19 protein-coding genes and 1 pseudogene are annotated in these 21,551 nt (G+C 65.2%); 13 read left to right on the top strand and 7 right to left on the bottom strand.

Translation table 11 applies throughout. From position 1 onward, the window contains the following. Nucleotides 1-93: pseudogene (locus WS75_RS32555) on the top strand (amino acid ABC transporter ATP-binding protein); the annotation flags it as partial. Between the two features lie 40 nt (nt 94-133). Next, on the top strand, nt 134-1,069 hold the full coding sequence (locus tag WS75_RS20585) for a LysR substrate-binding domain-containing protein (RefSeq protein ID WP_059682623.1): 936 nt from the start codon (nt 134-136) through the stop codon (nt 1,067-1,069). On the opposite strand, the gene WS75_RS20580 is transcribed toward WS75_RS20585, so the two are convergent. Both WS75_RS20580 and WS75_RS20575 read right to left on the bottom strand, forming a co-directional pair. Beyond that, a complete protein-coding gene (locus WS75_RS20580; RefSeq protein WP_059682621.1) occupies nt 1,014-2,069 on the bottom strand; it encodes a LysR family transcriptional regulator in 1,056 nt (351 codons plus the stop codon). The genes WS75_RS20585 and WS75_RS20580 overlap by 56 nt on opposite strands. An 83-nt stretch (nt 2,070-2,152) precedes the next feature. Then, on the bottom strand, nt 2,153-2,896 hold the full coding sequence (locus WS75_RS20575; protein ID WP_059682619.1) for an SDR family oxidoreductase: 744 nt from the start codon (nt 2,894-2,896) through the stop codon (nt 2,153-2,155). A 192-nt stretch (nt 2,897-3,088) separates the two neighbouring features. Between WS75_RS20575 and pdxR the strand changes: the two genes are divergently transcribed. Together pdxR and WS75_RS20565 are read left to right on the top strand one after the other, a co-directional pair. Then, nucleotides 3,089-4,609, top strand: coding sequence for a MocR-like pyridoxine biosynthesis transcription factor PdxR (pdxR, locus tag WS75_RS20570; protein ID WP_059682617.1), 1,521 nt, complete (start codon nt 3,089-3,091; stop codon nt 4,607-4,609). Between the two features lie 349 nt (nt 4,610-4,958). Continuing rightward, nucleotides 4,959-5,459 carry an Ohr family peroxiredoxin gene (locus WS75_RS20565; RefSeq protein WP_059682615.1) on the top strand — a complete coding sequence of 167 codons (501 nt, stop codon included), beginning with the start codon at nt 4,959-4,961 and terminating at the stop codon, nt 5,457-5,459. A gap of 151 nt (nt 5,460-5,610) precedes the next feature. On the opposite strand, the gene WS75_RS20560 is transcribed toward WS75_RS20565, so the two are convergent. Beyond that, complete coding sequence (locus WS75_RS20560; RefSeq protein WP_059682630.1) at nt 5,611-6,819, bottom strand: NAD(P)/FAD-dependent oxidoreductase; 1,209 nt, start codon at nt 6,817-6,819, stop codon at nt 5,611-5,613. 229 nt (nt 6,820-7,048) lie between these two features. On the opposite strand from WS75_RS20560, the gene WS75_RS20555 reads away from it, so the two are divergent. The 5 genes from WS75_RS20555 (at nt 7,049) to WS75_RS20535 (ending at nt 12,386) form a co-directional block, all read left to right on the top strand. After that, on the top strand, nt 7,049-8,050 hold the full coding sequence (locus WS75_RS20555; RefSeq protein WP_059682613.1) for a bestrophin family protein: 1,002 nt from the start codon (nt 7,049-7,051) through the stop codon (nt 8,048-8,050). 296 nt (nt 8,051-8,346) lie between these two features. Continuing rightward, nucleotides 8,347-9,126, top strand: a complete 780-nt coding sequence (locus WS75_RS20550; protein WP_082729679.1) for an acetoacetate decarboxylase — start codon at nt 8,347-8,349, stop codon at nt 9,124-9,126. A 15-nt stretch (nt 9,127-9,141) separates the two neighbouring features. Then, on the top strand, nt 9,142-9,924 hold the full coding sequence (locus WS75_RS20545) for a 3-hydroxybutyrate dehydrogenase (RefSeq protein WP_059682611.1): 783 nt from the start codon (nt 9,142-9,144) through the stop codon (nt 9,922-9,924). Between the two features lie 10 nt (nt 9,925-9,934). Then, complete coding sequence (locus WS75_RS20540; RefSeq protein WP_059682605.1) at nt 9,935-11,206, top strand: DUF3734 domain-containing protein; 1,272 nt, start codon at nt 9,935-9,937, stop codon at nt 11,204-11,206. Between the two features lie 127 nt (nt 11,207-11,333). Then, nucleotides 11,334-12,386, top strand: coding sequence for a VTT domain-containing protein (locus WS75_RS20535; protein WP_257129421.1), 1,053 nt, complete (start codon nt 11,334-11,336; stop codon nt 12,384-12,386). Nucleotides 12,387-13,016: 630 nt separating this feature from the next. Here WS75_RS20535 and WS75_RS20530 read toward each other — a convergent pair. From WS75_RS20530 to WS75_RS20520, 3 genes are all read right to left on the bottom strand, one after another. Beyond that, nucleotides 13,017-14,573, bottom strand: coding sequence for a DHA2 family efflux MFS transporter permease subunit (locus tag WS75_RS20530; protein WP_059682603.1), 1,557 nt, complete (start codon nt 14,571-14,573; stop codon nt 13,017-13,019). A gap of 103 nt (nt 14,574-14,676) precedes the next feature. Next, nucleotides 14,677-15,993: an HlyD family secretion protein gene (locus tag WS75_RS20525; protein ID WP_059682601.1), complete on the bottom strand. Its 1,317-nt coding sequence runs from the start codon at nt 15,991-15,993 to the stop codon at nt 14,677-14,679. A 34-nt stretch (nt 15,994-16,027) separates the two neighbouring features. Then, nucleotides 16,028-17,995, bottom strand: coding sequence for an efflux transporter outer membrane subunit (locus WS75_RS20520; RefSeq protein ID WP_082729677.1), 1,968 nt, complete (start codon nt 17,993-17,995; stop codon nt 16,028-16,030). Nucleotides 17,996-18,450: 455 nt separating this feature from the next. Here WS75_RS20520 and WS75_RS20515 point away from each other — a divergent pair, with 455 nt between their 5' ends. From WS75_RS20515 to gfa, 4 genes are all read left to right on the top strand, one after another. After that, nucleotides 18,451-18,951, top strand: coding sequence for an Ohr family peroxiredoxin (locus tag WS75_RS20515; protein WP_059606204.1), 501 nt, complete (start codon nt 18,451-18,453; stop codon nt 18,949-18,951). 148 nt (nt 18,952-19,099) lie between these two features. Beyond that, complete coding sequence (locus tag WS75_RS20510; RefSeq protein WP_059682599.1) at nt 19,100-19,579, top strand: carboxymuconolactone decarboxylase family protein; 480 nt, start codon at nt 19,100-19,102, stop codon at nt 19,577-19,579. Between the two features lie 4 nt (nt 19,580-19,583). Further along, the gene (locus WS75_RS20505) at nt 19,584-19,988 is read left to right on the top strand and encodes a cupin domain-containing protein (RefSeq protein ID WP_059682597.1); all 405 of its coding nucleotides are present in this window, start codon (nt 19,584-19,586) and stop codon (nt 19,986-19,988) included. A 437-nt stretch (nt 19,989-20,425) separates the two neighbouring features. Beyond that, nucleotides 20,426-21,001: an S-(hydroxymethyl)glutathione synthase gene (gfa, locus tag WS75_RS20500; RefSeq protein ID WP_059606341.1), complete on the top strand. Its 576-nt coding sequence runs from the start codon at nt 20,426-20,428 to the stop codon at nt 20,999-21,001. 166 nt (nt 21,002-21,167) lie between these two features. Here the strand turns inward: gfa and WS75_RS20495 are convergent. After that, on the bottom strand, nt 21,168-21,551 hold a 384-nt coding region (locus tag WS75_RS20495), incomplete at its 5' end, for a DoxX family protein (protein ID WP_059682594.1).

The following is a 21,551-nucleotide window of genomic DNA, read 5'->3' as shown; positions in this document are numbered from 1 at the left end:
GGCGCGATCGTCGAGGACGACCGCAAGGACGATTTCTTCTCGAATCCGAAGTCGGATCGCGCGAAGGACTTCCTCGCAAAAATCCTGCACTGAACGATACCGCGTCGCCGCCCGCTCCACGCCAGTTCTCCCGATGAAACGACTTCCTTCCCTCAACGCGCTGCAGGTCTTCGACGTCGTCGCCCGTCACGGCAGCTTCACGCGCGCCGCCGGGCAGCTGTGCCTGACCCAGGGCGCCGTGAGCCGGCAAATCCTCGCGCTCGAAAGCTTCTATCAGTTTCCGCTCTTCAAGCGCACGCCAAAGGGACTGACGCTGACGGCCGAGGGCGAGCTCCTGTTGCCGACGGTGCGCGAGAGCTTCGCGCGCATCGAGGAGGTATCGATGCGTCTTTCACGCAGGCGCACCGAACTCGCGCTGAAGGTGCCGACCTGCATGATGCAGTGGATGCTGCCGCGAATCATGCGGTTCCAGGCCGAGCATCCCGAACTCCAGGTGCAGATCACGACCACCTGGGAGCATCACGTCGATTTCCGCATGGAACCGTTCGACGCAGCGGTGATCTACGCCCCCGGCGCCGGTCCCGACATGCACGCGATCCCGTTGTTCGAAGAGCGGCTCACCCCTGTCTGTGCCCCGAGCCTGCTGGACCGGCAACCGCTCGCGAGTCTCGGCGACCTGGTCCGTCATACGCTGCTGCATCCGACTCGCGATCACCGCGACTGGAAACGGTGGCTCGAGCATGCGGGCGCGCCGCACGTCGACTCGACTCGCGGATTGAGCTTCGAGACGCTGGATCTCGCGACACATGCGGCGATCGACGGTTACGGCGTCGCGATCGGCGACAGGATGCTGGTGGACGAGAGCGTGGCGGCACACCGGCTCGTGATGCCGTTCGACATCTCGTTGCCGACGGGGATGGGCTATTACTTCGTGTATCCGGGCGGAACCGAACAGCAACAAAAGATCCAGCTGTTTGGCGACTGGATCGCGGACGAACGCGCGTGGAGCTGCGTCAAGCCGCCAGCCCCGCCGACGCGGCCGACGACAACACCGGCACTTCCGGATTGAACCGCGTCATGCAGTTCAGATCGAGCGCGCGAATCTGCTCGGTCATGAAGTCGACGAAGATCCGGATGCGCGTCGGAAGGTGTTGCCGGCTCAGATAGCAGATGTAGTGACCGCGATCCTCCGGCACGTGCTTCGCCAGCGCGACGACGAGTTCGTTCGACGCGAGATGGTCGCGGATCTGGTAGCCCGCCATCTGCGCGATGCCCGATCCGTTCAGCACCGAACGCAACACCAGATCCGCGTCGTTGAACGTGAGGCGCGACGTCGGCAGGTACTTCTGCACGCGGCCGTCCACGTTGAACTCCCATTCGAACAGGCGCCCGCTCGCAAACCGGAAATTGATGCACTCGTGCCGGTCGAGGTCCTCGACGCTCTGCGGGAGACCGTGCCTCGCCACATACGACGGCGCCGCGCAGAGCGCCATCTGCATCGGAATCAGTTGCCGGGCGATGATGCTGGAGTCCTCGATGCGGCCGTTACGGAACGACACGTCGATCCGCTCGGACACCAGATCGACGGGCCGGTCGTCGAGCAGCAGATCGATGATGATGTCCGGATAGGCGTGCGCGAACTTTTCCAGCAGCGGCGCCACGATCTTCCTGCCGAATCCCACTGCCGAGCTGATGCGGATGACGCCGCGCGGCGGCCCCTGCCGCAATTCCAGCATGTCGTTCATGGCTTCGACGATCTGCGCCACGCCCTGATGGCAATTCTCGAAGAAGCGCCGGCCCTCGCAAGTCAGCTCGGTCGTGCGCGTGGTCCGCTGGAACAGCCGCGTGCTCAGCTGCGCCTCCAGCTTCTGGACGTTCCGGCTCACGGCCGGCCGCCCGACGCCGAGCAGTTCGGCGGCCTTGGTGAAACTCCCCTCGCTCGCCACGGCAACGAATGCAAGGATGCCTGCATAGCTCGCACCGAAGCTCGCCGACAGTGCATCGGCGCGACTGGCCAGGTCGCGACGCGCGCCGTGTTCCGATGGTTCCGATGGTTCCGAATGATTCATTTCCGCTGCCCCCACACGTGCTGCTCACACGGATCGACTCGTCGCCGGCATGCGCCGGCGTATCGCATCCGTGCGAACGTGAATCAGCTTCTTGCCAGCCACTGGTCGAGACCGATGCGGCCCAGCCGCGCGTCCCCGAGCGGCACCAGCGACGTTTCCTCGACGCGGCCGCCGTAGTAGCGGGCGTCGCGATCGGTCACCACCGCGCGCGTGTCGCCGACCGACTTCAGGTAGCGCGCGACGATCTCCGCGAACGGCGCGCGATCCGGGCCCGCGATCTCGATCGTGCCGTTCTGCGGCCCGGCGAGCGCGGCCTGCGCGACGAGTGCCGACACGTCTTCCGCGGCGATCGGCTGGAACAGTCCGTCGCCGATGCGCACGGTGCCGTCAACCGTGCCGAAATCCGCGATGCCGCCGATGAATTCCATGAATTGCGTCGCGCGCACGATCGTGTACGGCACGCCCGCCGCCTCGATCGCCTGTTCCTGCGCGACCTTGGCCGCGAAGTAGCCGTTCTCCGGCATCCGGTCGCAGCCGACGATCGACAGCGCGACGTGATGGCGCACGCCCGCGGCCACTTCGGCCTTGCCGAGATTGCGTGCCGACGTGCGGAAGAAGTCCAGGACCGCCTGCGGTTCCCATGATGGTGCGTTCGCCACGTCCACGACCACGTCCGCACCCGTCAATGCATCGGTCAGGCCCTCGCCCGTGATGGTATTGACACCGGTGCGCGGCGATGCGGCAACCGCCCGATGGCCCGCTTCCTCGAGCAGCGTGACGACACGCGAGCCGATCAGGCCCGAACCGCCGATGACAACGATCTTCATCGCAAAATCTCCTGACGAATGGATTGCATGTGAATGCGAGGGGACCTGACGGGTGCCGGATCCGGTGAAGGCGGTGATGACCGTCGCATCGCGTGGAGCAATTGTGGAAGAATCATGTCCTATCCATCAGTGCCAAGAATCGTCGATCGGACTGGTCCATGCCGTGTCTGTTCCGTCACCCACGAGGCCGTCATGTCTGCGCAATCCTCCATGCTGACCATCGAAATCGACCGGCAGCATCAGTTGCCGATCTATCTGCAGATCTGTGAGCGGTTCAGAACCGCGATCGCCGCGGGCCACCTGCGTCCGGGCGATCGCGTGCCGGCGTTACGCGGTCTGGCGACGCAATTGAACACGGCGCGCGGCACCGTCGAACAGGCTTACACGATCCTGGTCGACGAGGGATATCTGCAAATGCGCGGCGCGGCAGGCACGTTCGTCTCGCCGTCCTTGCCGAAATCGCTGCCGCGGGCGACCCCCGCGCATGACGACGAATCGGCGGCGCACGTCGACAGCGCCGACGTGCTTCAGGTACCGGGCATGTCGCGCGACAGCCCGCCTCCGCGGCGCGCGCAACCGATCGCCGTCGCGATGAGCGGCGAGCCGCGCCCGTTGCAGCCCGGGGTCCCGGCCCTCGACGCCTTTCCGCGCAAGGTCTGGCACCGCCTCGTGTCGCTGCGCGCGCGCAGCGGCGATCGTGCGCTGCTGGGCTACCCGAATCCGGCCGGTTACAGGCCGCTGCGCGAACACATCGCTACCTATCTGGGGCTATCGCGCGGCGTCACCTGCGTGCCGGAACAGGTGTTCATCACCAGCGGCTACCGCGCCACGCTGGAACTCGTGCTGCGCAGCCTCGCGCGTCCGAACGACCGCGTCTGGTTCGAGGACCCCGGCTATCTGCTCGCACGCAGTTTCCTCTCCGAGACGGGCGTGCACCTCGTTCCGGTGCCGGTGGATGCCGAGGGAATCGACGTCGAACGCGGCCTGCAGCTGGACGCGCACGCGCGCTTCGCGCTCGTGACGCCGTCGCATCAGAGCCCGCTCGGGCATACGCTGTCGCTGTCCCGCCGCATCGCGCTGCTGGACTGGGCCGAAAAGACGTCCGGGTGGATCGTCGAGGACGACTACGACAGCGAGTTCCGCTATCTGGGCCGCCCGCTGCAGGCGCTGAAGAGTCTCGACCGGCGCGATCGCGTGATCTATTGCAGTACCTTCAGCAAGGCGATGTATCCCGGCTTGCGGCTCGCGTACGCAGTCGTGCCGGAGCGTGCGGTGGAGCGTGTCGAACGCGTGGCCTGCAGCATGAACGCAGGCTCGCCGGCGCTCCTGCAGGCGGCGCTGGCGGATTTCATCGAACAGGGTCACTTCGCCCGGCACCTGAAGCGCATGCGCACGCTGTATGGCGAGCGCCGCACGCTGATCGTGCACGCATTGCGGCAGGCGTTCGGCAAGCGGCTGATCGTCGACCTGCCGCCTGGCGGCATCCAGTTCGCGGTGCGGTTCACGGCGGGGCCCGAGGGGCCGGTCGACGATGTCACCGTCGCCGCGCGCGCCCGCGAAGCCGGGCTCGCGGTCCTGCCGCTGTCGATCTGGTACACGAACAGCCACACGCAGCAAACGCCACGCGGCCTCATCATCGGGTTCGCGAACATCGCCGACGCGGACGAAGCGCAACGTCACGCACGAGCGCTGCGCGCGTGCCTGGGCCGCTGACGCGCGGCGTGCACCAATCGCGTGCGGCCTTGCGTGCCGGCGACCGCTGCCGCCGGGCACCTGATTGAAATTCGTGCCGCGTTCCCGATTGGTGTCCAACGGGAAACATACAATCGCCCGGAACGGCCATACCGCCATCCCGCGCGCGCCTCTAGCATGGAAGCGTCTTTCTCCCGTAGACGAACCGGGAATCGGGCTGCACCGGAAGATTGCCGCATTCCTCGGACGATCCTCCGTGCCCGTCATTCCTTGACGACGCTACTTGCCCGGGCGTTCCGGCCCCTTCGCAAGACGTTTCGACGATCGAATGACCGAGGTCGAAGCGTGTCGCTGAATTCGAGCACGCATCATGGATGACAACAAGCTGCAAGCCCCGCCGCTTTCCCTCCTCGACAGGTATCGAGGCCGGGATTTTCAACCGCTTTACACCACGACCGTCACCGTGTCCGGCGGCGAGACGGGACACGGCCGCGCATCCGGCGTCGTCCGCTCGGACGACGGAAATCTCGCCGTCGACTTGCGCCTGCCCACCGAGTTTGGCGGGCCCGGCAACGGGACCAATCCGGAGCAGTTGTTCGCGGCCGGCTTCGCCGCGTGCTTCCACGGCGCGCTCAATCTGCTCGAGAAACGCGCCGATATGGAAACCCCCGATACCGCCGTGGAGGTGCAGGTTTCGTTCGGTCGCGATCCCATGGACGGCGGCTATGCGTTGCTCATCGACGTTCGGGTGCGAATGCCTGGCGTCGATCGAAACATCGCGGAAGAAATGGTTCGAACCGCGGAACGCTTGTGCCCGTATGCGAAGATGGCCCGCCAAGGCACCGTCAATATCGTGACCGTCGTCGACTGACCCTGCGCCTGTCGCGGCGCGACAGCGCGTCGTCCGCCGACGGCGTTCGTTGCCGCAGCGGCATGCCCCCGCCACGCATCTCGCGACGCGCGCGCGGGGGGGGGGGGGGGGGATCGGTCAATCGAGGGGGGGGGGGGGGGGGGGCGATCGGTCAATCGAACGATGCCTGCGGGTTACCGGCCGCCAGTGCCTCGGCACGATTCGGTGCCGGCGGATAGATCCATTGCGTGTTGATCATCTGCTTGCGCGCCTTTCCTTCGGCATGCGTCAGTTTGATCTGCCGATCCCAGCCTTCCGAGTACACGGCGCCCCAATCGCCCAGGTCGACGCATGTCGCATAGAACGGCTGCCGGTATTCCAGTGTCGGCACGCCGATCAGATCCGCCGCGACGTTGTGCCCGCCGAATTGCCCCATCACGATCGCGTGCTGGCATGACATCAATGCATAGTGCCCGTCATCGTCGCTGCGCGCCCGCGCCACGTCTCCCGCGACGAATACGTGCGGCGCTTCCGCCGCGCGAAGATCCGGTGTGACCTCGACGCGCCCGAGCGGATCGAGGTGCGACGAGACTTGCGACGTCAACGGGCTCGCAAGCATTCCGCCCGCCCAGATCACGGTCATCGCCTCGATGTGCATGCCCGACGCGGTACGAACGCCGTCGGCCGCGACCGACACGACGCGCGATCCGAGCACGGCCTCGACGCCGAGCGACGCGAATGCTTCGGCGACATACGGTCGAGGATTCGGGCCGAGATCGGGACCGATGTCGTCCTGCGCGCCGATCACGACGACACGCCCCTTCGTCTGCGGGCCGAACCACTCGCACAAACGCTTGGGCAACTCGGTGGCAACCTCGATACCCGTAAAGCCGCAGCCGACCACCGCGACCGTATTGCGTGCCGGCGATTCCGGCAGTTTCGTGAGCGCCGCGAAGTGGTCGTCGAGCGCGACGGCGTCCTCGATACGATCGACCGAGAACGCGTGTTCCGCGAGCCCCGGCACCGGCGGCTTGCTCAACCTGCTGCCGCTGGTCAACAACAGCCTGTCATACGCGAGCAGACGTCGCTGGCCGTTGGCGCACGCGACACTGACCGTCTTCTCGCGGACGGAAATCTCCTCGACGCTACCTTCGAGAAACTTCACGCCGATCGCATCGAGCAGCGGCAGCAACGGTGCGGCCATCCGCTGCGGCTCGCTTTCGTACAGCCGCGGCCGGATCTGCAGTTCCGGTTTCGGGGAGATCAACGTGATCTCGACGTCGCCGCTCGTCACACCGGCACCATCCAGCACGCGCGCCGCGCCCAGTGCGCCCCACACGCCGGCAAAACCGGCACCCACTATCAGGATCTTCTGCGACATGATCATTGCCCTCGGTTGATGTCGATGGCGGCAACTCGCCGCGCGAAGTCATCCTAGGTCGACACGGCATTGCGCAGTAGATCCGCAGTCGTGCTCACGATGTTGCCGCTTCGGCACCAATCCATCACACGCCGCACTGATCGATCGCGGGCATGATGTCGACGAACGATCGCACGCGACTCGAACGCCGTCTTCGTCACCCACCTGACTCAACGATGAGGCAAATAAAATGCACATGGGGAAATCGTACAAACTGTCGGAGTTCCTGATCTGGACGCGCTGGAAAATTTACGAACTGCTCATTTTCGGTTCCGTTCCGGTTGTCCTGTACAAGGTTTTCTTCGTCACGTGGCTGTCGATCCCCCTGACGATCGTGGTTCTGCTCGGAACTGCGACGTCGTTCATCGTCGGCTTCAAGAACGTTCAAACCTACAACCGCGCAATGGACGCGCTGGACATCTGGACGGATATCCTGAGCACGAGCCGGCGCTGGGGCCAATTCGTCCGCGACTTCGTCACCGATGACGAGATCGCCCGAACACTCGTCGATCGCCACCTGGCGTGGCTGACCGCGCTGCGCTACGACCTGCGCCGCCCGCGCATCTGGGAAAGCACGAACAAACGCTACAACGCAGAGTACCGCCGGTTCTATCGTGTTCCGGAGTGGGAAAAGGACATCAGGGAATTGTTGCCGAAGTACCTCTCCTCGACCGAAACGGAACAGTCGCTCTCCTCGGCTTGCATCGCAACGTTCGTGCTGAGCCTGCAGGGCACTTCGCTCCGGACGCTTCACATGGCCGGGCATCTGAATTCGAACTTTTACATGGAGCTTCAGAGAACCGTCGGCGATTTCATCGATCTCCAGGCAAGATCGGAACGCTTCAAGAACTTTCCCTACCCGCGTCAGTATGCGACCGTCAGCTCCCTGTTCGTCCGGTTCTTCTGCCTGTCGCTTCCGTTCGGTCTTCTGAACGAATTCAACCGGTTGAACGATAGCGTCAGCGGTTTCATGCACGGCAACATGGTCTGGCTGGTCGTGCCGTGCAGCGTCGCCGTTTCCTGGATGTACACCTCGCTCGAGCAGGTTGGCGAAAGCACGGAGAACCCGTTCGAAGGCGGCGCCAACGACGTGCCCATTTCAACGCTGTGCAGCACGATCGAGCGCGATCTGAAAGCGATGCTCGGTGAACATGCGCGCGATCCGTCGAGCCGCACCATCATCGCGCTGTAGCGCGTCATACGTCTTTCGTTTCGCCATCCTCCGTTCGTCGATTGTTGTCGCCGAGACAACATGATGAGGTCCGTCGCGACGCTACTGCCGCACGAGCACATCGCCTACGCTTGGCGATGACGGTGGCCGTGCATGCATGCCCGATCCCCTCCGGGAAACGGACACGACACCGCAAGTGCAACGTGCGACCCGCGCGGCCGTCTGCGCCGCGTCGCGTCGTCGCGCGTCATTGGCCGCGGCAGCCAAGGCTGTTGCCATGGGTGTGACCCAGCACCTCATCAACCGAGGAACGATCCGTGACAGAAGAAGACATCCGCAGCAACGCATTCGCGATGCCCGTGCACAACCCGGCGTATCCGCGTCCGCCCTTCCGCTTCGTCAATCGGGAGTATTTCATCATCTCGTACGAGACGGACATGGACGCCCTCCGGGCCGTCGTCCCGGAACCTCTGACGGTCGACCAGGCCGTCGTCCATTACGAGTTCATCCGGATGCCCGATTCGTCTGGATTCGGTGACTACACCGAAAGCGGTCAGGTGATCTCCGTTCTGGACGAGGACGGCACGCGAGCCAATTTCACGCATGCGATGTACCTCGACGACGAAGGCCCCATCGCCGCCGGACGGGAAATCTGGGGATTTCCCAAGAAACTGGCGTCGCCGCGGCTCTGCGTCGACGGCAAGGACACGCTGCTCGGCACGCTCGACTATGGCACGCAGCGTATCGCCACCGGAACGATGGGTTACAAGTACCGCGCGCTCGACACGGAAGCCGAGCGCCGCAAGCTCGCCGGCACGCCCAACTATCTGCTCAAGGTCATTCCGCACGTCGACGGCACCGCGCGCATCTGCGAACTGGTGCGCTTCTTCCTGCGCGATGTCGACGTGATCGGCGCATGGGAGGGGCCTGCCGCGCTCGAACTGCATCCTCATGCGCTCGCGTCGGTTGCCGACCTGCCGGTTCGCAAGGTGATCGGCGCGCGCCACGTCGTCGCACATCTCACGCTCGATATCGGCGAAGTGGCCCATGACTACCTCGCCCCCGCCGCGTCGCTGAAGCTCGCGGTCAACCAGTAAGCCTCCGGAGGACGTATGGCACTGAATGACAAGGTCGCGCTCGTGACGGGCGCGGCAAGCGGTATCGGCGATCTGTGCGCACGCAAGCTAGCAGCGGACGGCGCGACGGTCGTGATCGCCGATCTGAACCTCGCGGCCGCGCGCAAGGTTGCGGACGATATCGTCGCGAGCGGAGGGAAGGCATTGGCGATCGCGATGGACGTCACCAGCGAGGAAGCCGTCGATGCGGGCATGGCCGAAACGGTGAACCGGCTGGGCGGAATCGACGTGCTCGTGTCGAACGCCGGCATCCAGATCGTCAACCGGATCGAGGACTACGCATTTTCCGACTGGAAGAAGATGCTGGCCATTCACCTGGACGGTGCATTCCTGACGACGCGTGCCGTCATCAGGCACATGTACGCGTCGAACAAGGGCGGCACGGTGATCTACATGGGCTCGGTGCATTCGCACGAGGCCTCGCCGCTGAAGTCCGCCTACGTGACCGCGAAGCACGGGCTGCTCGGTCTCGCGCGCGTCGTCGCGAAGGAAGGCGGGCCGCGCGGCGTACGCGCCAATGTCGTGTGCCCGGGCTTCGTCAGGACGCCGCTTGTCGACAAGCAGATTCCGGAGCAGGCGAAAGCGCTGGGCATCTCCGAACAGCAGGTCGTCAAGGACGTGATGTTGAGAGAGACCGTCGACGGCGAATTCACGTCGGCGGCCGATGTCGCGAACACGGTTGCGTTCCTGGCCGGCTTCGAGTCGAACGCGCTCACCGGACAATCGATCGTCGTCAGCCACGGCTGGTTCATGCAGTAAGGAGGACACCATGTATTCGAGCCAGCGTAACAAGCTCAAGCGGCCCCATCGCATCAAGCTGCCCGCGTATGACGAAATCGGACTCGTGCTGCAGGGTGGCGGCGCACTCGGCTCCTATCAGGCCGGCGTGTATGAAGGCATGGCCGAAGTCGGCGTGGAGCCGACGCGAATCGCCGGCATATCGATCGGCGCGCTGAATACGGCGATCATCGCCGGCAATGCACCGGCGGACCGCACGGACGCGCTCCGCGGCTTCTGGAACACCATCAGTCAGCCGGGCGATCCGCTCGCTCACGTCGGCGCGTGCATGTCGGCGTGGCCCGGGCTTGCCGACGTGGGGCGCAGGTGGTCGAGCGCATGGGCCGCCACGCGAACGCTGATGGAAGGCCAGAACGGATTCTTCTCGCCGCGCACGCACGTGCCTTTCGCCGGATTCGGCGCAAAGCGTCCCGATCAGGTCAGCTACTACGACACGTCGGCGTTGCGTGAAACGCTCCTGCGGTACGCCAACTTCGACCGCATCAACGACGGAAACATTCGCGTTTCCGTCGGAGCGGTCAACGTGCGAACGGGCAATCTCGTCTATTTCGACAATACGAAAATGCGCCTGGCGCCGGAGCATTTCATCGCGTCCGGCGCGCTGCCGCCGGGCTTTCCGGCCGTCGAGATCGATGGCGAGTTCTACTGGGACGGTGGCCTCGTTTCCAATACGCCGCTCACCGAGATCATCCGCGACAGCCAGCACAAGGACACGCTCGTCTTCCAGCTCGATCTGTGGAGCTCGCGCGGCAAGTTGCCGGGCAACTTCCTCGATGTCAGCGAACGCACCAAGGACATTCAGTATTCGAGCCGCACGCGCGCGATCACCGCGTTCATGTCGCAGAACCAGAAACATGCGCAGATGATCAAGGCGCTGCTCGAACACATTCCGGAACACGTGCGGCTTGCCCACCCGCTGCTGCGGGAAGCTCAGAAAACGGCGGACGGCAGTGCCGTGAACGTGGTGCACCTGATCTACAAGAACAAGACGTTCGAGGGGCACTACAAGGACTATGAGTTCAGCAAGGACACGATGCGCGAGCATTGGGCGAGCGGTCTCGAGGATATTCGCCGTTCGTTCGGACACCCGGAGTGGTTCGAGATTCCGAGCCGGGAAATCGGCTTCGTCACGCGAGACGTGCACCGCTATCGGCACGACGTGGACGAAGCCGTCAGCCCCGGCAAGCATGCTTCTCCCGCGGAACAACTGCCACCCGAGAAGGAATCGTCCGTCGCCGGGTAACCCGTATAGACGCCAGCCGCGGGTGAGCCGGGCGGTCGGCCGCGTGCCGGCGACGCGTGACCGGCAGCCCGCCTGCTCTGTTCCCGACTCGCGGTACCGCCCTTGCAGGACCGCTTCAGGCGAAGCCATGACCGATCGTCGAGATCGCGCATGCGCCCGCCTCAAGGAGAGCACCATGATGTCGCATGAAATGATCGCGCGGTACGGCACATTGATCGTATTCCTGAACGTTCTCGGGTCGTCGCTCGGCCTGCCGCTTCCCGCCATTCCGACCTTGGTCACGGTAGGCGCAGGCATCGCGCTCGTGACCCATGTCGCCTCGTCGACGCTGCTGCATTTCTCGACGATACTGGCCGTCGCCGTGGTTGGCGGCCTGCTCGGCGACCTGGTCTGGTACCAGGGTGGAAAACGGTACGGCAAGCGCACGCTTCACACCGTCTGCAAACTGACACCGTCGCGCGACGCATGCGTCAGGACGACGGAGCGCTTCTTCGGGCGTTGGGGCGTTCGCGTGCTCGTGATCGCGCGGTTCGTACCCGGCCTGTCACTCGTGGCCGTTCCGCTATGCGGCGCGATGGCCGTCAGGTTGCGCGCCTTTATCTTGCATGACTGCGTCGGCATTGCGCTGTGGGCGTCGATCGGGCTGGCCGTCGGCACACTGTTCGCCTCGCAGATCGACGCGGTCTTCGCCCTCGTCACTCGTCTTGGCTGGCATGTGCTCATCGTGATCGGCATCGCACCGGCGTTGTATCTTCCGTATCGCCACTGCCGCCGACGGATGCTGGCAAGCGCGCTCGGGAAAGCGCGGATCAGCGCGGGTGAACTGCATGCGTTGCTCGCGAGCAATCCGCGGCCGGCCGTGATCGATATCCGTTCCGCCGAGCGAAGAATGCTCGATCCGTTCGTCATCCCGGGAGCGATGATCGGCGATGAACGCAAGCCGCGCCAGATCATGGAGCGCTATGGCACGAACCGGACGCTCGTCATCTATTGTGCGTGCCCGCACGAAACGTCTGCCGTGTCGGTGGCCAGGCAGTTGCGCGTGTCCGGTGTCAAGCTCGCGTTACCGCTCACCGGCGGTATCGATGCATGGCGCGTCGCGGGCTTCGACGTGGAGCCGATGGTCGCGATGAACGACGCGGCAATCGCCCCGGAAGAGCGGAAAGCCTTCACGTATTGACGCCGTGGCGCGCCCGGGTTCCCGGGCAGCGCGGTATCGCACCGTTGGCGGCCTGTCGGGCCGCCGATTCGCCTGGCGACGGACAACACCTCCATGGCGCCTCCATCGGCGCACGCAGCGAGTGCCGGACCTCGGCATCGCGACCCCCGCTAGCCGGGTTTCACGCCTCTTCTTGGTCACATCCTCGGCGGACCTGACACCCTCTCCCGACCACAGTTGCGCCATGCGGCGACTGCGCCGCTTGTCTCGAACCCGGGGCAAGACGATCTGTCGATCGCGTAACGGATAAAGCGTTCCTTCCGCCGTTGCGCGCCTGGCGGGCACATTCCCCGACCCAGACAGGGGGATCGGCGTAACGGACGTTCGACGTCGGCACGCTTGGAACGCCATCCGGCGCGTTTCCGCGACGACGGAGGCACTGGTTGGCCCCGGACGGCTTGATCAGTTTGACGAAGCGTTTGATGCAAGGTGTGGCCGCTTCCCGCAACGACCCGCTCGGTCCGCCGAATGCGACCGCATGGTGTCCATCATTTTGACGGACACCATGCCGACATCGATCCTCAAGGGTTTGGCGCATCCCGGCTCGGCGGCGTGCGAGCGATCGCCACCGCGCGACGCCAGCGGCCTTGTTCAGTGACCGCCTGCCGCGATCCCGCCGCCGCCGCCCTTGCCCGGCCGGGTGAGCCAGACCAGCGGAATGATCACGATGAAGATGATCGACGACAACCAGAAGATGTCGTTCAGCGCGAGCATCGCAGCCTGTGCATTCAGCGTGCGTTCGAAAAATGCCGACGCCTGATCGACGCCGCCGCCGAGCGTCGCCTGGAGCTGCGTGACGGCACTCGTGTAAGCGGGGTTGTTCACGCTGGATTGCTCGGCGAGCCGCGCATGATGCAGGATCGTCCGGTCGTTCCATCCGGTCGCGATCAGCGAGGTGCCGACGCCGCCCGCGAACACACGCACGAAATTCGACAGCCCGGCGGCGGCCGGAATCCGGTCGGGCGCGAGGCCCGACAGAATGATCGCGGTAAGCGGCGTAAAAAACAGCGCCATCGGAATACCCTGCAACAGGGTCGGCAGCACCAGCGTGTAGGGGTCGACGCCCGTCGTGTAACGCGAGCGCATGAAGAACACGCCCGCGAAACCCACGAAGGCCAGCGTCGCGAGCACCCGTGCGTCGGACTTCGGCATGATCTTCGCCATCAACGGTGCGAGCAGCACGGCGAAGATCCCGAGCGGCGCCGTCACGAGTCCGGCGTCCACCGATCGATAGCCGAGATAGCCCTGAATCCATTGCGGCAGGATCACGAGGTTCGAGAAGAATACCGCGTATGCGACCGAGATCGCGATCGTGCCGCCGCGGAAATTGCGCACCGCGAACAGGCGAATGTCCACGATCGGGTTGCGCGCCGTGAACTCCCAGATCAGGAAGAACAGGAAGCTGACGGCCGCAATCACGGCAAGCGAGCAGATCACGGGCGAGCTGAACCAGTCGAGATCCTTGCCCTTGTCGAGCATGATCTGCAGCGTCGCGACCCATACGACCAGCGACATCAGGCCGACTTTGTCGATGGGTAGCTTGCGCACCTGAGTCTCACGGTCGCGATAGATCATCCACGTCACGCCGGCCGCGAACAGGCCGACCGGAATGTTGATGTAGAAGATCCACGACCAGCTGTAGCTGTCGGTGATCCAGCCGCCCAGCGCGGGACCGGCGATCGGGCCGACCGTCGCGGTCATGGACCAGAGCGCGAGCGCGGTCGAGTTCTTCTCCTTCGAATACGAACCCAGCAGGATCGCCTGCGAAAGCGGAATCAGCGGCCCCGCGACGGCGCCCTGCAATACGCGCGCGGCGAGCAGCACGAGCAGGTTCGGCGCGATGCCGCACAGCCACGACGAGAACACGAACAGCACGATCGCGGCCACGAACAACCTGATCTGCCCGACGCGCTGCGTGAGCCATCCGGTCAGCGGAATCGCGACGGCATTGGCCGCGGAGAACAGCGTGATCACCCACGTGCCTTCGTCGACGGATACGCCGAGGTTACCGGAGATGGTCGGAATCGCCACGTTGGCGATCGACGAATCGAGCACGTTCATGAACGTCGCGAGCGCGACGGCGAGCGTCGCCAGCACCAGCTTTCCACCCGTCAGCGGTGGCGGCGCGGGTTGAGTCGGGGAATTCATCTTGCTCACACTCCGAAGGTCGACCGCGCCGGCACATCGTTCCGGCCAGTCGGATGATTGAATCGACCGGAACGCGACTGCCACGCGCATCCGGGTCGACGGTTCAACTCGCGCGCCGCGTCGTGTCGCGCGGGTCCTTTGCATCGCGCGTGGCGGAAGCCGTCGGTTCGCCGCCACGCGCCGTCGTACCCGCACGCCCGATGACGATGTTGCGCGCGATGATCTTCTCGATCTCGGCGTCCGCCTGTGCGCCGTATTCGGCAAAAACGTCCGTGCGATATGACGTGTTCGTCGCCGCGCCGAGCTGCGGGCCCGTGTCGTCGCGCGTATCCACGTCGACGTCCATCGACAGTCCGATACGCAGCGGATGCGCGTCGAGTTCCTTCGGGTCGAGCTGGATGCGCGCGGGCAGGCGCTGAACGATCTTGATCCAGTTACCTGTCGCGTTCTGCGCGGGCAGGCTCGCGAATGCGCTGCCCGTGCCCGCCGAGAAGCCGACCACGCGGCCGTGATACCTGACCTTTCCGCCGTACACGTCGGCCGTCAGCGTGACGGGTTGACCGATGCGCATGTTGCGCAACTGGCTTTCCTTGTAGTTCGCGTCGACCCACACGCCGTCGAGCGGCACGATCGCCATCAATGGCATGCCGGGCGACACGCGCTGGCCGACCTGAACCGAGCGCTTCGCGACATAGCCGGTGACGGGCGCGGGCAGCACGTTGCGCGCGTACGCCAGATACGCGTCGCGCACCTTCGACGCGGCCGCCTGCACGTTCGGGTGCTGATCGATCGTCGTGCGGTCGGTCAATGCGCGGTTGGCCTCCGCCTGTCGACGCGCGGCGTCGAGCGCCGCCCGCGCGGCCGCCACGGTGTCGCGCGCGTGCGCGATGTCCTCGGCCGACACGGCTCCCGTATCGGCGACGGCCACGCGACGACGCAGGTCCTCCTGGGCTCGCACGAGATCGGACTGCTTCTGCGCGACGTTCGCGGCATACAGATCGTCGTTCACGTAGAGACTGCTCACTTGCCGCACGGTCTGACCCAGCGCCGCTTCGGCGTTGCCGAGCGCGACTTTCGCATCGGCGGCGTCAAGCGTGACGACGGGTTCCCCCGCCTTCACGATCTGCGTATCGTCGGCGTTCACGGCAACGACGGTACCCGCCACCTGCGGCGTCAGCTGCACGAGATTGCCGCTGACGTACGCATCGTCGGTGGATTCGTGGTAGCGCGCGAACGTCAGGTAGTACGCGGTGTAGGCAACCGACGCCGCCACGACCGTTACGCCGAGCAGCGCCAGCAGCAGCCGGCGGCGGCGCGTCGCGTCTTCGCTTGCGACATCGTCGCCTCCCGACGGCGACGTATCACGATTCACGCGGGGTGCGTCGACCGGCTTGCGTACCGGCGGATTGATTTCGCTCATTTCAATTCTCCAGGCAGATTCGATGGATCGCCGCTCAGCGCGCGGCGACAGCGGGCACGGCCGATACGCGCGCATCGGCACGTGCCGCGGTGCCCGCGCCTGCGAATGACGCGTCGACGAAGCCGCCGCCCAGCGCGGACGCGAGCGCAATCTGACGATCGCGGCGGTCCATGCGCAGATTCGCGACGCGCTGATCGGCGGAAAGTGCGTTGACGTCGGCGTTCAACACGGTCAATTGATTCGTGAGACCGGCCTTGTACTGCACGAGCGCCAGCGCGGCCGCCTTCAGCGCGGCTTGCTGCGCGGTCTGCGCATCGACCAGCTGTGCGTCCGTCGAACGCACGTCGGCGACTTGCGTCGCGACTTCGCTCAGCGCGGTGACGAGCGCCTGGTTATAGGTCGCGACGGCGAGATCGAAGTCCGCATAGCGCCCCTTCAGTTGCGCACGGAGTGCGCCAGCGTCGAAGATCGGCAGGTGGATGGCCGGTCCGACCGACGCGGTGCGGCTCGCCGCCGTCAGGAAACGGCCGAAGCCGAACGCATCGAGTCCGATCGCGGCGCTCAGGTTGATGTCCGGATAGAACTCGGCCTTCGCTTCCTTCACGCCGTGCGCGAGCGCATCGACATGCCATCGGGCAGCCACGATGTCGGGGCGCCGGCTCACGAGATCCGCAGGCAGATTGTCGGGTAGGCGTACCTCGTTGCCGGTGCCGAGCGTCGGGCGCGCGATCCCCAGGCCGCGATCGGGACCGGCGCCGACCAGCGCGGCAATCTGGTAGCGCGCCGCGAGGATCCGGCCGTCGAGCGATTTCAGCAACGCACGACTGGTCGCGAGATTCGCACGGGCGGTCTCTCGCTCGACCTGCGTATCGAGCCCGGTCGCGATTCGGCCGGCGGCGATGCGATCGATCTGCTCGCGCCGGGCGATCTCCTGCTGCGCGATGTCGTGCAACAGGAACAGGCGTGCAAATTCGTTGTAGGTACGCGCGATCGCGGTCGTGAGCGTCAGCCTGACAGCTTCCGCGTCGGCGCGGCTCGCCTGCAGATCGGACACCGACTCGCGCAGCGCCTCGCGTTTCTTGCCCCAGAGGTCGAGCTCGTACGAAGCGCCCAGGATGCCGCGGTTCTCCGTCTGCCATGACCCGCCGTACGGCGGCGGCACGAGCGCCGTTCCGGAAAACTGCTGACGCGTGAGCGCGTAGCTGGCGTCGACGCGCGGCATCGTCCCCGCTCGCGCGGATTCGCTGTAGGCCTGCGCGGCCGCCACGCGTGCACGCGCCTGATCGAGCGTCGGGCTGCTGTTGAGTGCCTCGTCGATCAAGGACTTCAACTGGCCGTCACCGAACTGGTCGGCCCAATCCGCGGTCGGCCAACGTCCTTGCTCGAACGGCAGGCTCCATTGCGTTGCGTAATGCTGTGGATCGCTCATCGCCGCATCGCCGTGAATGCCGGCGTAGTTCGCGCATGCCGACAACGCCGATGCGACGATCACCGGCACGCCGGCTCGGGACACGCGCAATCCATACCGCCGCGCGGTCGAAAGCATGGTCGTCGCGCGTCCCTTCACGAGCGCGATCAATGTCCGGATGCCGATCCATGGATTCAGCAAGCCGCGGCGTACCTGCCCGCTGTGACCGACACCGCACACGCACCAGCTGCAGAAGTGCTCGCAGTTGTTCGTCAGGAGCCGATAGTGGTCCTCGCCGAGGCGCGACCAGGCCCGCTCGACGACAGCGATTCCGGTATAGATGGCGTCCGGATCCGCCTGAACACGGATGCCGTTTCCCGCCGCGAAGCGACGCAACGGGATGCATTCCACCGGACACCGCCTCGCGGAACGATCGAAGCCGCCGTAGTGAACAACCAGGCCGTCTCCCACGTAGATGCCGTGATGCACATACCCGTCGCGCTCGCTGACGAGATGCGCGCCAGCGTCGATGTTGGGTTCCGTACGAATCGGTACGTGCGAAAGCGTCGGCCAATCGATATTCAAAGTGTCCATCGCGAGCCTCCGATTGCGTAGGTGTGCCGCATGTCGCGTCACCGATGGGTTGCCTGCATGCGCGAACCGAAGGTCGGCCCGCATTCCCGTGCCGTCATACTAGGATCCGCACTCACGCGCAGGTAGACCCGCATCGGAACACTTTCCCGTTCCTCATCGGCACCAATCGGCTGCGTCCCCGCGGTCGTGGAACGCTCGATGCGAGCGACATCCGCCGCTCTCGCCGCATTGGTGCGAAGCGGGAAACACCATGCATCCCTGAACGATCTGGTCCGACGATCCGTCTTTGCCTAGCATGCAAGAGCGCTGGGGCCATCGTTCGGATGGCGGTCGTAGGAACGGCCTGCAGGCAAGCGTTGCACCATTGCGCCAATTCGCTTCGGGAAACGACGCGCCGCGCCGATCCGCAGGGCTCGGAACACTCGCGCCGATCAATACAAGCAACCGGGAGGAATATGGAGAACGAGAGGTTGCAACCTCCGCCGCTGACGCTGCTCGACAAATACCGCGGACGAGAATTCGCGGCGCTCTACACGACCACGGTCACCGTATCCGGCGGCCAGTCCGGTCATGGCCGTGCATCGGGCGTCGCACGATCCGACGACGGCTGTCTCGCCCTCGATCTGCGATTGCCGACCGAACTCGGCGGCCCGGGCGGCGGGACCAACCCCGAACAACTTCTCGCTGCCGGCTACGCCGCGTGCTTTCACGGCGCGCTGAGCCTGCTCGCGCAACGCGACCGGATCGACATCCGGGAAGCGACCGTCGCTGTCGAAGTGACGTTCGGTCGCGATCCGGTCGATGGCGGATATGCGCTGACCGCCAACGTCACCATCCGCATGCCGGGCGTGAACCGGCATGTCGCGGAGCGTCTCGTCCGGGACACGGAGCGCCTGTGCCCCTATTCGAAGATGGCGCGGCAGGGAATCTGCAATGTCGTCGCCGTGTCGACGTGATTGGTGCCGAAGCGGCAACAGAGTGCGCACGTTCCCGGTTCTACCGGCCCGCCGGACCCGCTATTACGATGGTTGACAGGCAGGTCGTGCGACGCATCGCCATGCGCACGGCCACTCGTGCCACTTTCACCAATCAGGAGAACGGATCATGACGCAACGTATCAATTATTTTCAGCAATCGCCGGATCTGACCAGGAAACTCGTCGAACTCGACGGGTTGCTTCAGAAGACGACGATCGAGGTTCCGGTGCGCGAGCTCGTCGAGATTCGCGCGTCGCAGCTCAACGGCTGCGCGTTCTGCGTCGACATGCACATCAAGATGGCGAAGATCCATGGCGAGCGTGAACTGCGCGTGCATCACGTCGCGATCTGGCGCGAGTCGCCGCTGTTTTCGCCGCGCGAGCGCGCCGCGCTCGAATGGACCGAGGCACTGACGCATCTCTCGTCGCATGGCGTGCCGGACGATCTCTACGAACGCGTGCGGGCCCATTATTCCGAGAAGGAACTGTCGGATCTCACCGTCCTCGTGGGTGCGATCAACTGCTGGAACCGGCTGAACGTCGCGTTCCGCGTCGTGCCCGGCGCGTTCGACAAGATGTTCGGGCTCGACAAGGCCAACCTGGAGTAACGACATGAAACGCATCGTGCTCGCCCTTGCACCGCTTGCGCTGTCGCTGCTGATGCCCGTTCAGCCGGTCGCCGCCGCACCGCAAGCCAAGGTCACGCAACTGACAACGGAATCGTTGCCCGAGTATCCGGGCAAGGAAGTCGAGATGATCGTCGTGGATTATCCGCCCGGCAGCGTCGACCCCATCCATCGCCACGACGCACACGCATTCGTCTATGTGCTCGACGGCAGCATCGTGATGGGCCTGAACGGCGGCAAGACGGTCACGCTCCATGCCGGCGACACGTTCCACGAAGGCCCGGAGGACGTGCACACGGTCGGACGAAACGCCAGCAGCACGAAGCCGGCAAAATTCGTCGTGTTCCTGATCAAGAACAAGGGCGCCCCCGTCCTCACGCCAGTGAAATAGCGGGACCGTCGTCGAGGCCCGGCAGCGCCGGGCCCGCCTCGAACGTTCGGCCTGCCGGAGGCGCGCTCAGGCGCGCCGGACGAAATTGGGCGACGCCCGAGCGTGGCGTCCGTGTGGCACCCGTTCGGCGTGCCCCGCCTCGACGATCGCCGCCCTCGGTTGATCGCCGGGTATACTCCCCGCCAGTATCCGCATATACCCCCCCCAGTTTGATGCCAGCGCGTGAGAGCCAACATGCGGCCGGAGCACGGATGCGGGCTCCCGCATCCGTGCGTTGCGATGAAAGGCAGATCGATTCTTCAGCGGATTGCAGCCGTGCATGGCGCGCTCAAAGGGTCGATGATGGAGCCTCGGCGCAAAGACGCACCCGATCCGATGCACCCAGGAAAGTCGATCCGAACCGTCGTTCAACTGAAGCAACGAAGAGGAGCATGAACATGTCCGTCGCCATTCATCCCGCTGTCGATCAAGGCATTCAGAAGGGAGCCGCCGAATTCGCGGGCGGTACGCTGCGCTGCCTGTGCACGCAGGATCCGGTCGAGGTTCGGGTCGACGCCCAGGTCGCGTTCAATCACGCGTGCGGCTGCACGAAGTGCTGGAAACCGGCTGGTGCGCTGTTTGCAGTCGTGGGCGTCGTGCCGCGCGACAAGGTCACCGTGACCGCGCACGGCGAGAAACTGCGGGTCGTGGACGACAAGGCGCTGATCCAGCGCCACGCGTGCACCGCCTGCGGCACGCATCTGTTCGGGCGAATCGAAAATGCCGATCATGCGTTTTACGGCCTGGACTTCATCCATACCGAACTGTCGCAGGATGTCGGCTGGGACGGCCCCGGCTTCGCCGCGTTCGTATCGTCGATCATCGAGAGCGGCACGCCGCCGTCGTTGATGGCGGACGTGCGCGACACGCTGCGCGGCAAGGGACTAGAGCCCTACGATTGCCTGAGCCCGGCGCTGATGGACATTCTGGCGACGCATACGGCCAAGGCCAAGGGGACGTACCGGGAGGCGTGAAGTCGCGGCGCCACGGCCGGTGCGCGGCACGCGTCGTCGTCGCGCCGGTCGTCCGCCGGGTCGGCGACGACGACGAAACCGTGCGCGATCCTCAGTGCAAATCATGGCGCCGCGAACGGGCGCCATGATCGAACGACCTTCCTGATGCGCCATGCCGCCCCGGCGCTCAGGCGCGACCGCCCCCCTCCACATGCGGGGCGTCGCCGACCATCGTGACGAGGACCAGCGCGGCAATCAGGCCCACGTGCTCGAAGAAGCTGTTGAGCGCCATGAAATGATCAGCGCCCGAGCGATTCCAGAAATCGTTCGCCACGACCATCGCGACGAGCGTCAGCATGCCGAGGCTGCCGGCGCCGAGCCACGTGAAGCGGCGAAACACCACGCAGAGCGAACCACCGATCTCGACGACGATCGCCAGTGCAGCCCACAGCGCGGCCGGATGCAGGCCGAAACGCGCCTGCTCGGCCACCGCTTCGTCGAAATGCATCGCCTTGTTGATCCCGCCGATCAGAAACGCGGAGACGAGTGCAAGCCGTACCAGCGCACCGAT

It is taken from the genome of Burkholderia sp. FL-7-2-10-S1-D7 (assembly GCF_001524185.1).
GTDB lineage: Bacteria > Pseudomonadota > Gammaproteobacteria > Burkholderiales > Burkholderiaceae > Burkholderia > Burkholderia diffusa.
Note: the sequence above shows the minus strand (reverse complement) of the source record. Positions and strands in the feature narration are given on the sequence as shown.

Excerpts from the sequence above, each read along its gene's own strand:
- pdxR (WP_059682617.1), top strand. The coding sequence starts at position 3,089 with ATGTCTGCGCAATCCTCCATGCTGACCATCGAAATCGACCGGCAGCAT.
- WS75_RS20525 (WP_059682601.1), bottom strand. The coding sequence starts at position 15,993 with ATGAGCGAAATCAATCCGCCGGTACGCAAGCCGGTCGACGCACCCCGC.
- WS75_RS20575 (WP_059682619.1), bottom strand. The coding sequence starts at position 2,896 with ATGAAGATCGTTGTCATCGGCGGTTCGGGCCTGATCGGCTCGCGTGTC.
- WS75_RS20585 (WP_059682623.1), top strand. The coding sequence starts at position 134 with ATGAAACGACTTCCTTCCCTCAACGCGCTGCAGGTCTTCGACGTCGTC.
- WS75_RS20535 (WP_257129421.1), top strand. The coding sequence starts at position 11,334 with ATGACCGATCGTCGAGATCGCGCATGCGCCCGCCTCAAGGAGAGCACC.
- WS75_RS20545 (WP_059682611.1), top strand. The coding sequence starts at position 9,142 with ATGGCACTGAATGACAAGGTCGCGCTCGTGACGGGCGCGGCAAGCGGT.
- WS75_RS20560 (WP_059682630.1), bottom strand. The coding sequence starts at position 6,819 with ATGTCGCAGAAGATCCTGATAGTGGGTGCCGGTTTTGCCGGCGTGTGG.
- WS75_RS20540 (WP_059682605.1), top strand. The coding sequence starts at position 9,935 with ATGTATTCGAGCCAGCGTAACAAGCTCAAGCGGCCCCATCGCATCAAG.
- WS75_RS20580 (WP_059682621.1), bottom strand. The coding sequence starts at position 2,069 with ATGAATCATTCGGAACCATCGGAACCATCGGAACACGGCGCGCGTCGC.
- WS75_RS20565 (WP_059682615.1), top strand. The coding sequence starts at position 4,959 with ATGGATGACAACAAGCTGCAAGCCCCGCCGCTTTCCCTCCTCGACAGG.
- WS75_RS20505 (WP_059682597.1), top strand. The coding sequence starts at position 19,584 with ATGAAACGCATCGTGCTCGCCCTTGCACCGCTTGCGCTGTCGCTGCTG.
- WS75_RS20530 (WP_059682603.1), bottom strand. The coding sequence starts at position 14,573 with ATGAATTCCCCGACTCAACCCGCGCCGCCACCGCTGACGGGTGGAAAG.
- WS75_RS20510 (WP_059682599.1), top strand. The coding sequence starts at position 19,100 with ATGACGCAACGTATCAATTATTTTCAGCAATCGCCGGATCTGACCAGG.
- WS75_RS20555 (WP_059682613.1), top strand. The coding sequence starts at position 7,049 with ATGCACATGGGGAAATCGTACAAACTGTCGGAGTTCCTGATCTGGACG.
- WS75_RS20515 (WP_059606204.1), top strand. The coding sequence starts at position 18,451 with ATGGAGAACGAGAGGTTGCAACCTCCGCCGCTGACGCTGCTCGACAAA.
- WS75_RS20520 (WP_082729677.1), bottom strand. The coding sequence starts at position 17,995 with ATGGACACTTTGAATATCGATTGGCCGACGCTTTCGCACGTACCGATT.
- gfa (WP_059606341.1), top strand. The coding sequence starts at position 20,426 with ATGTCCGTCGCCATTCATCCCGCTGTCGATCAAGGCATTCAGAAGGGA.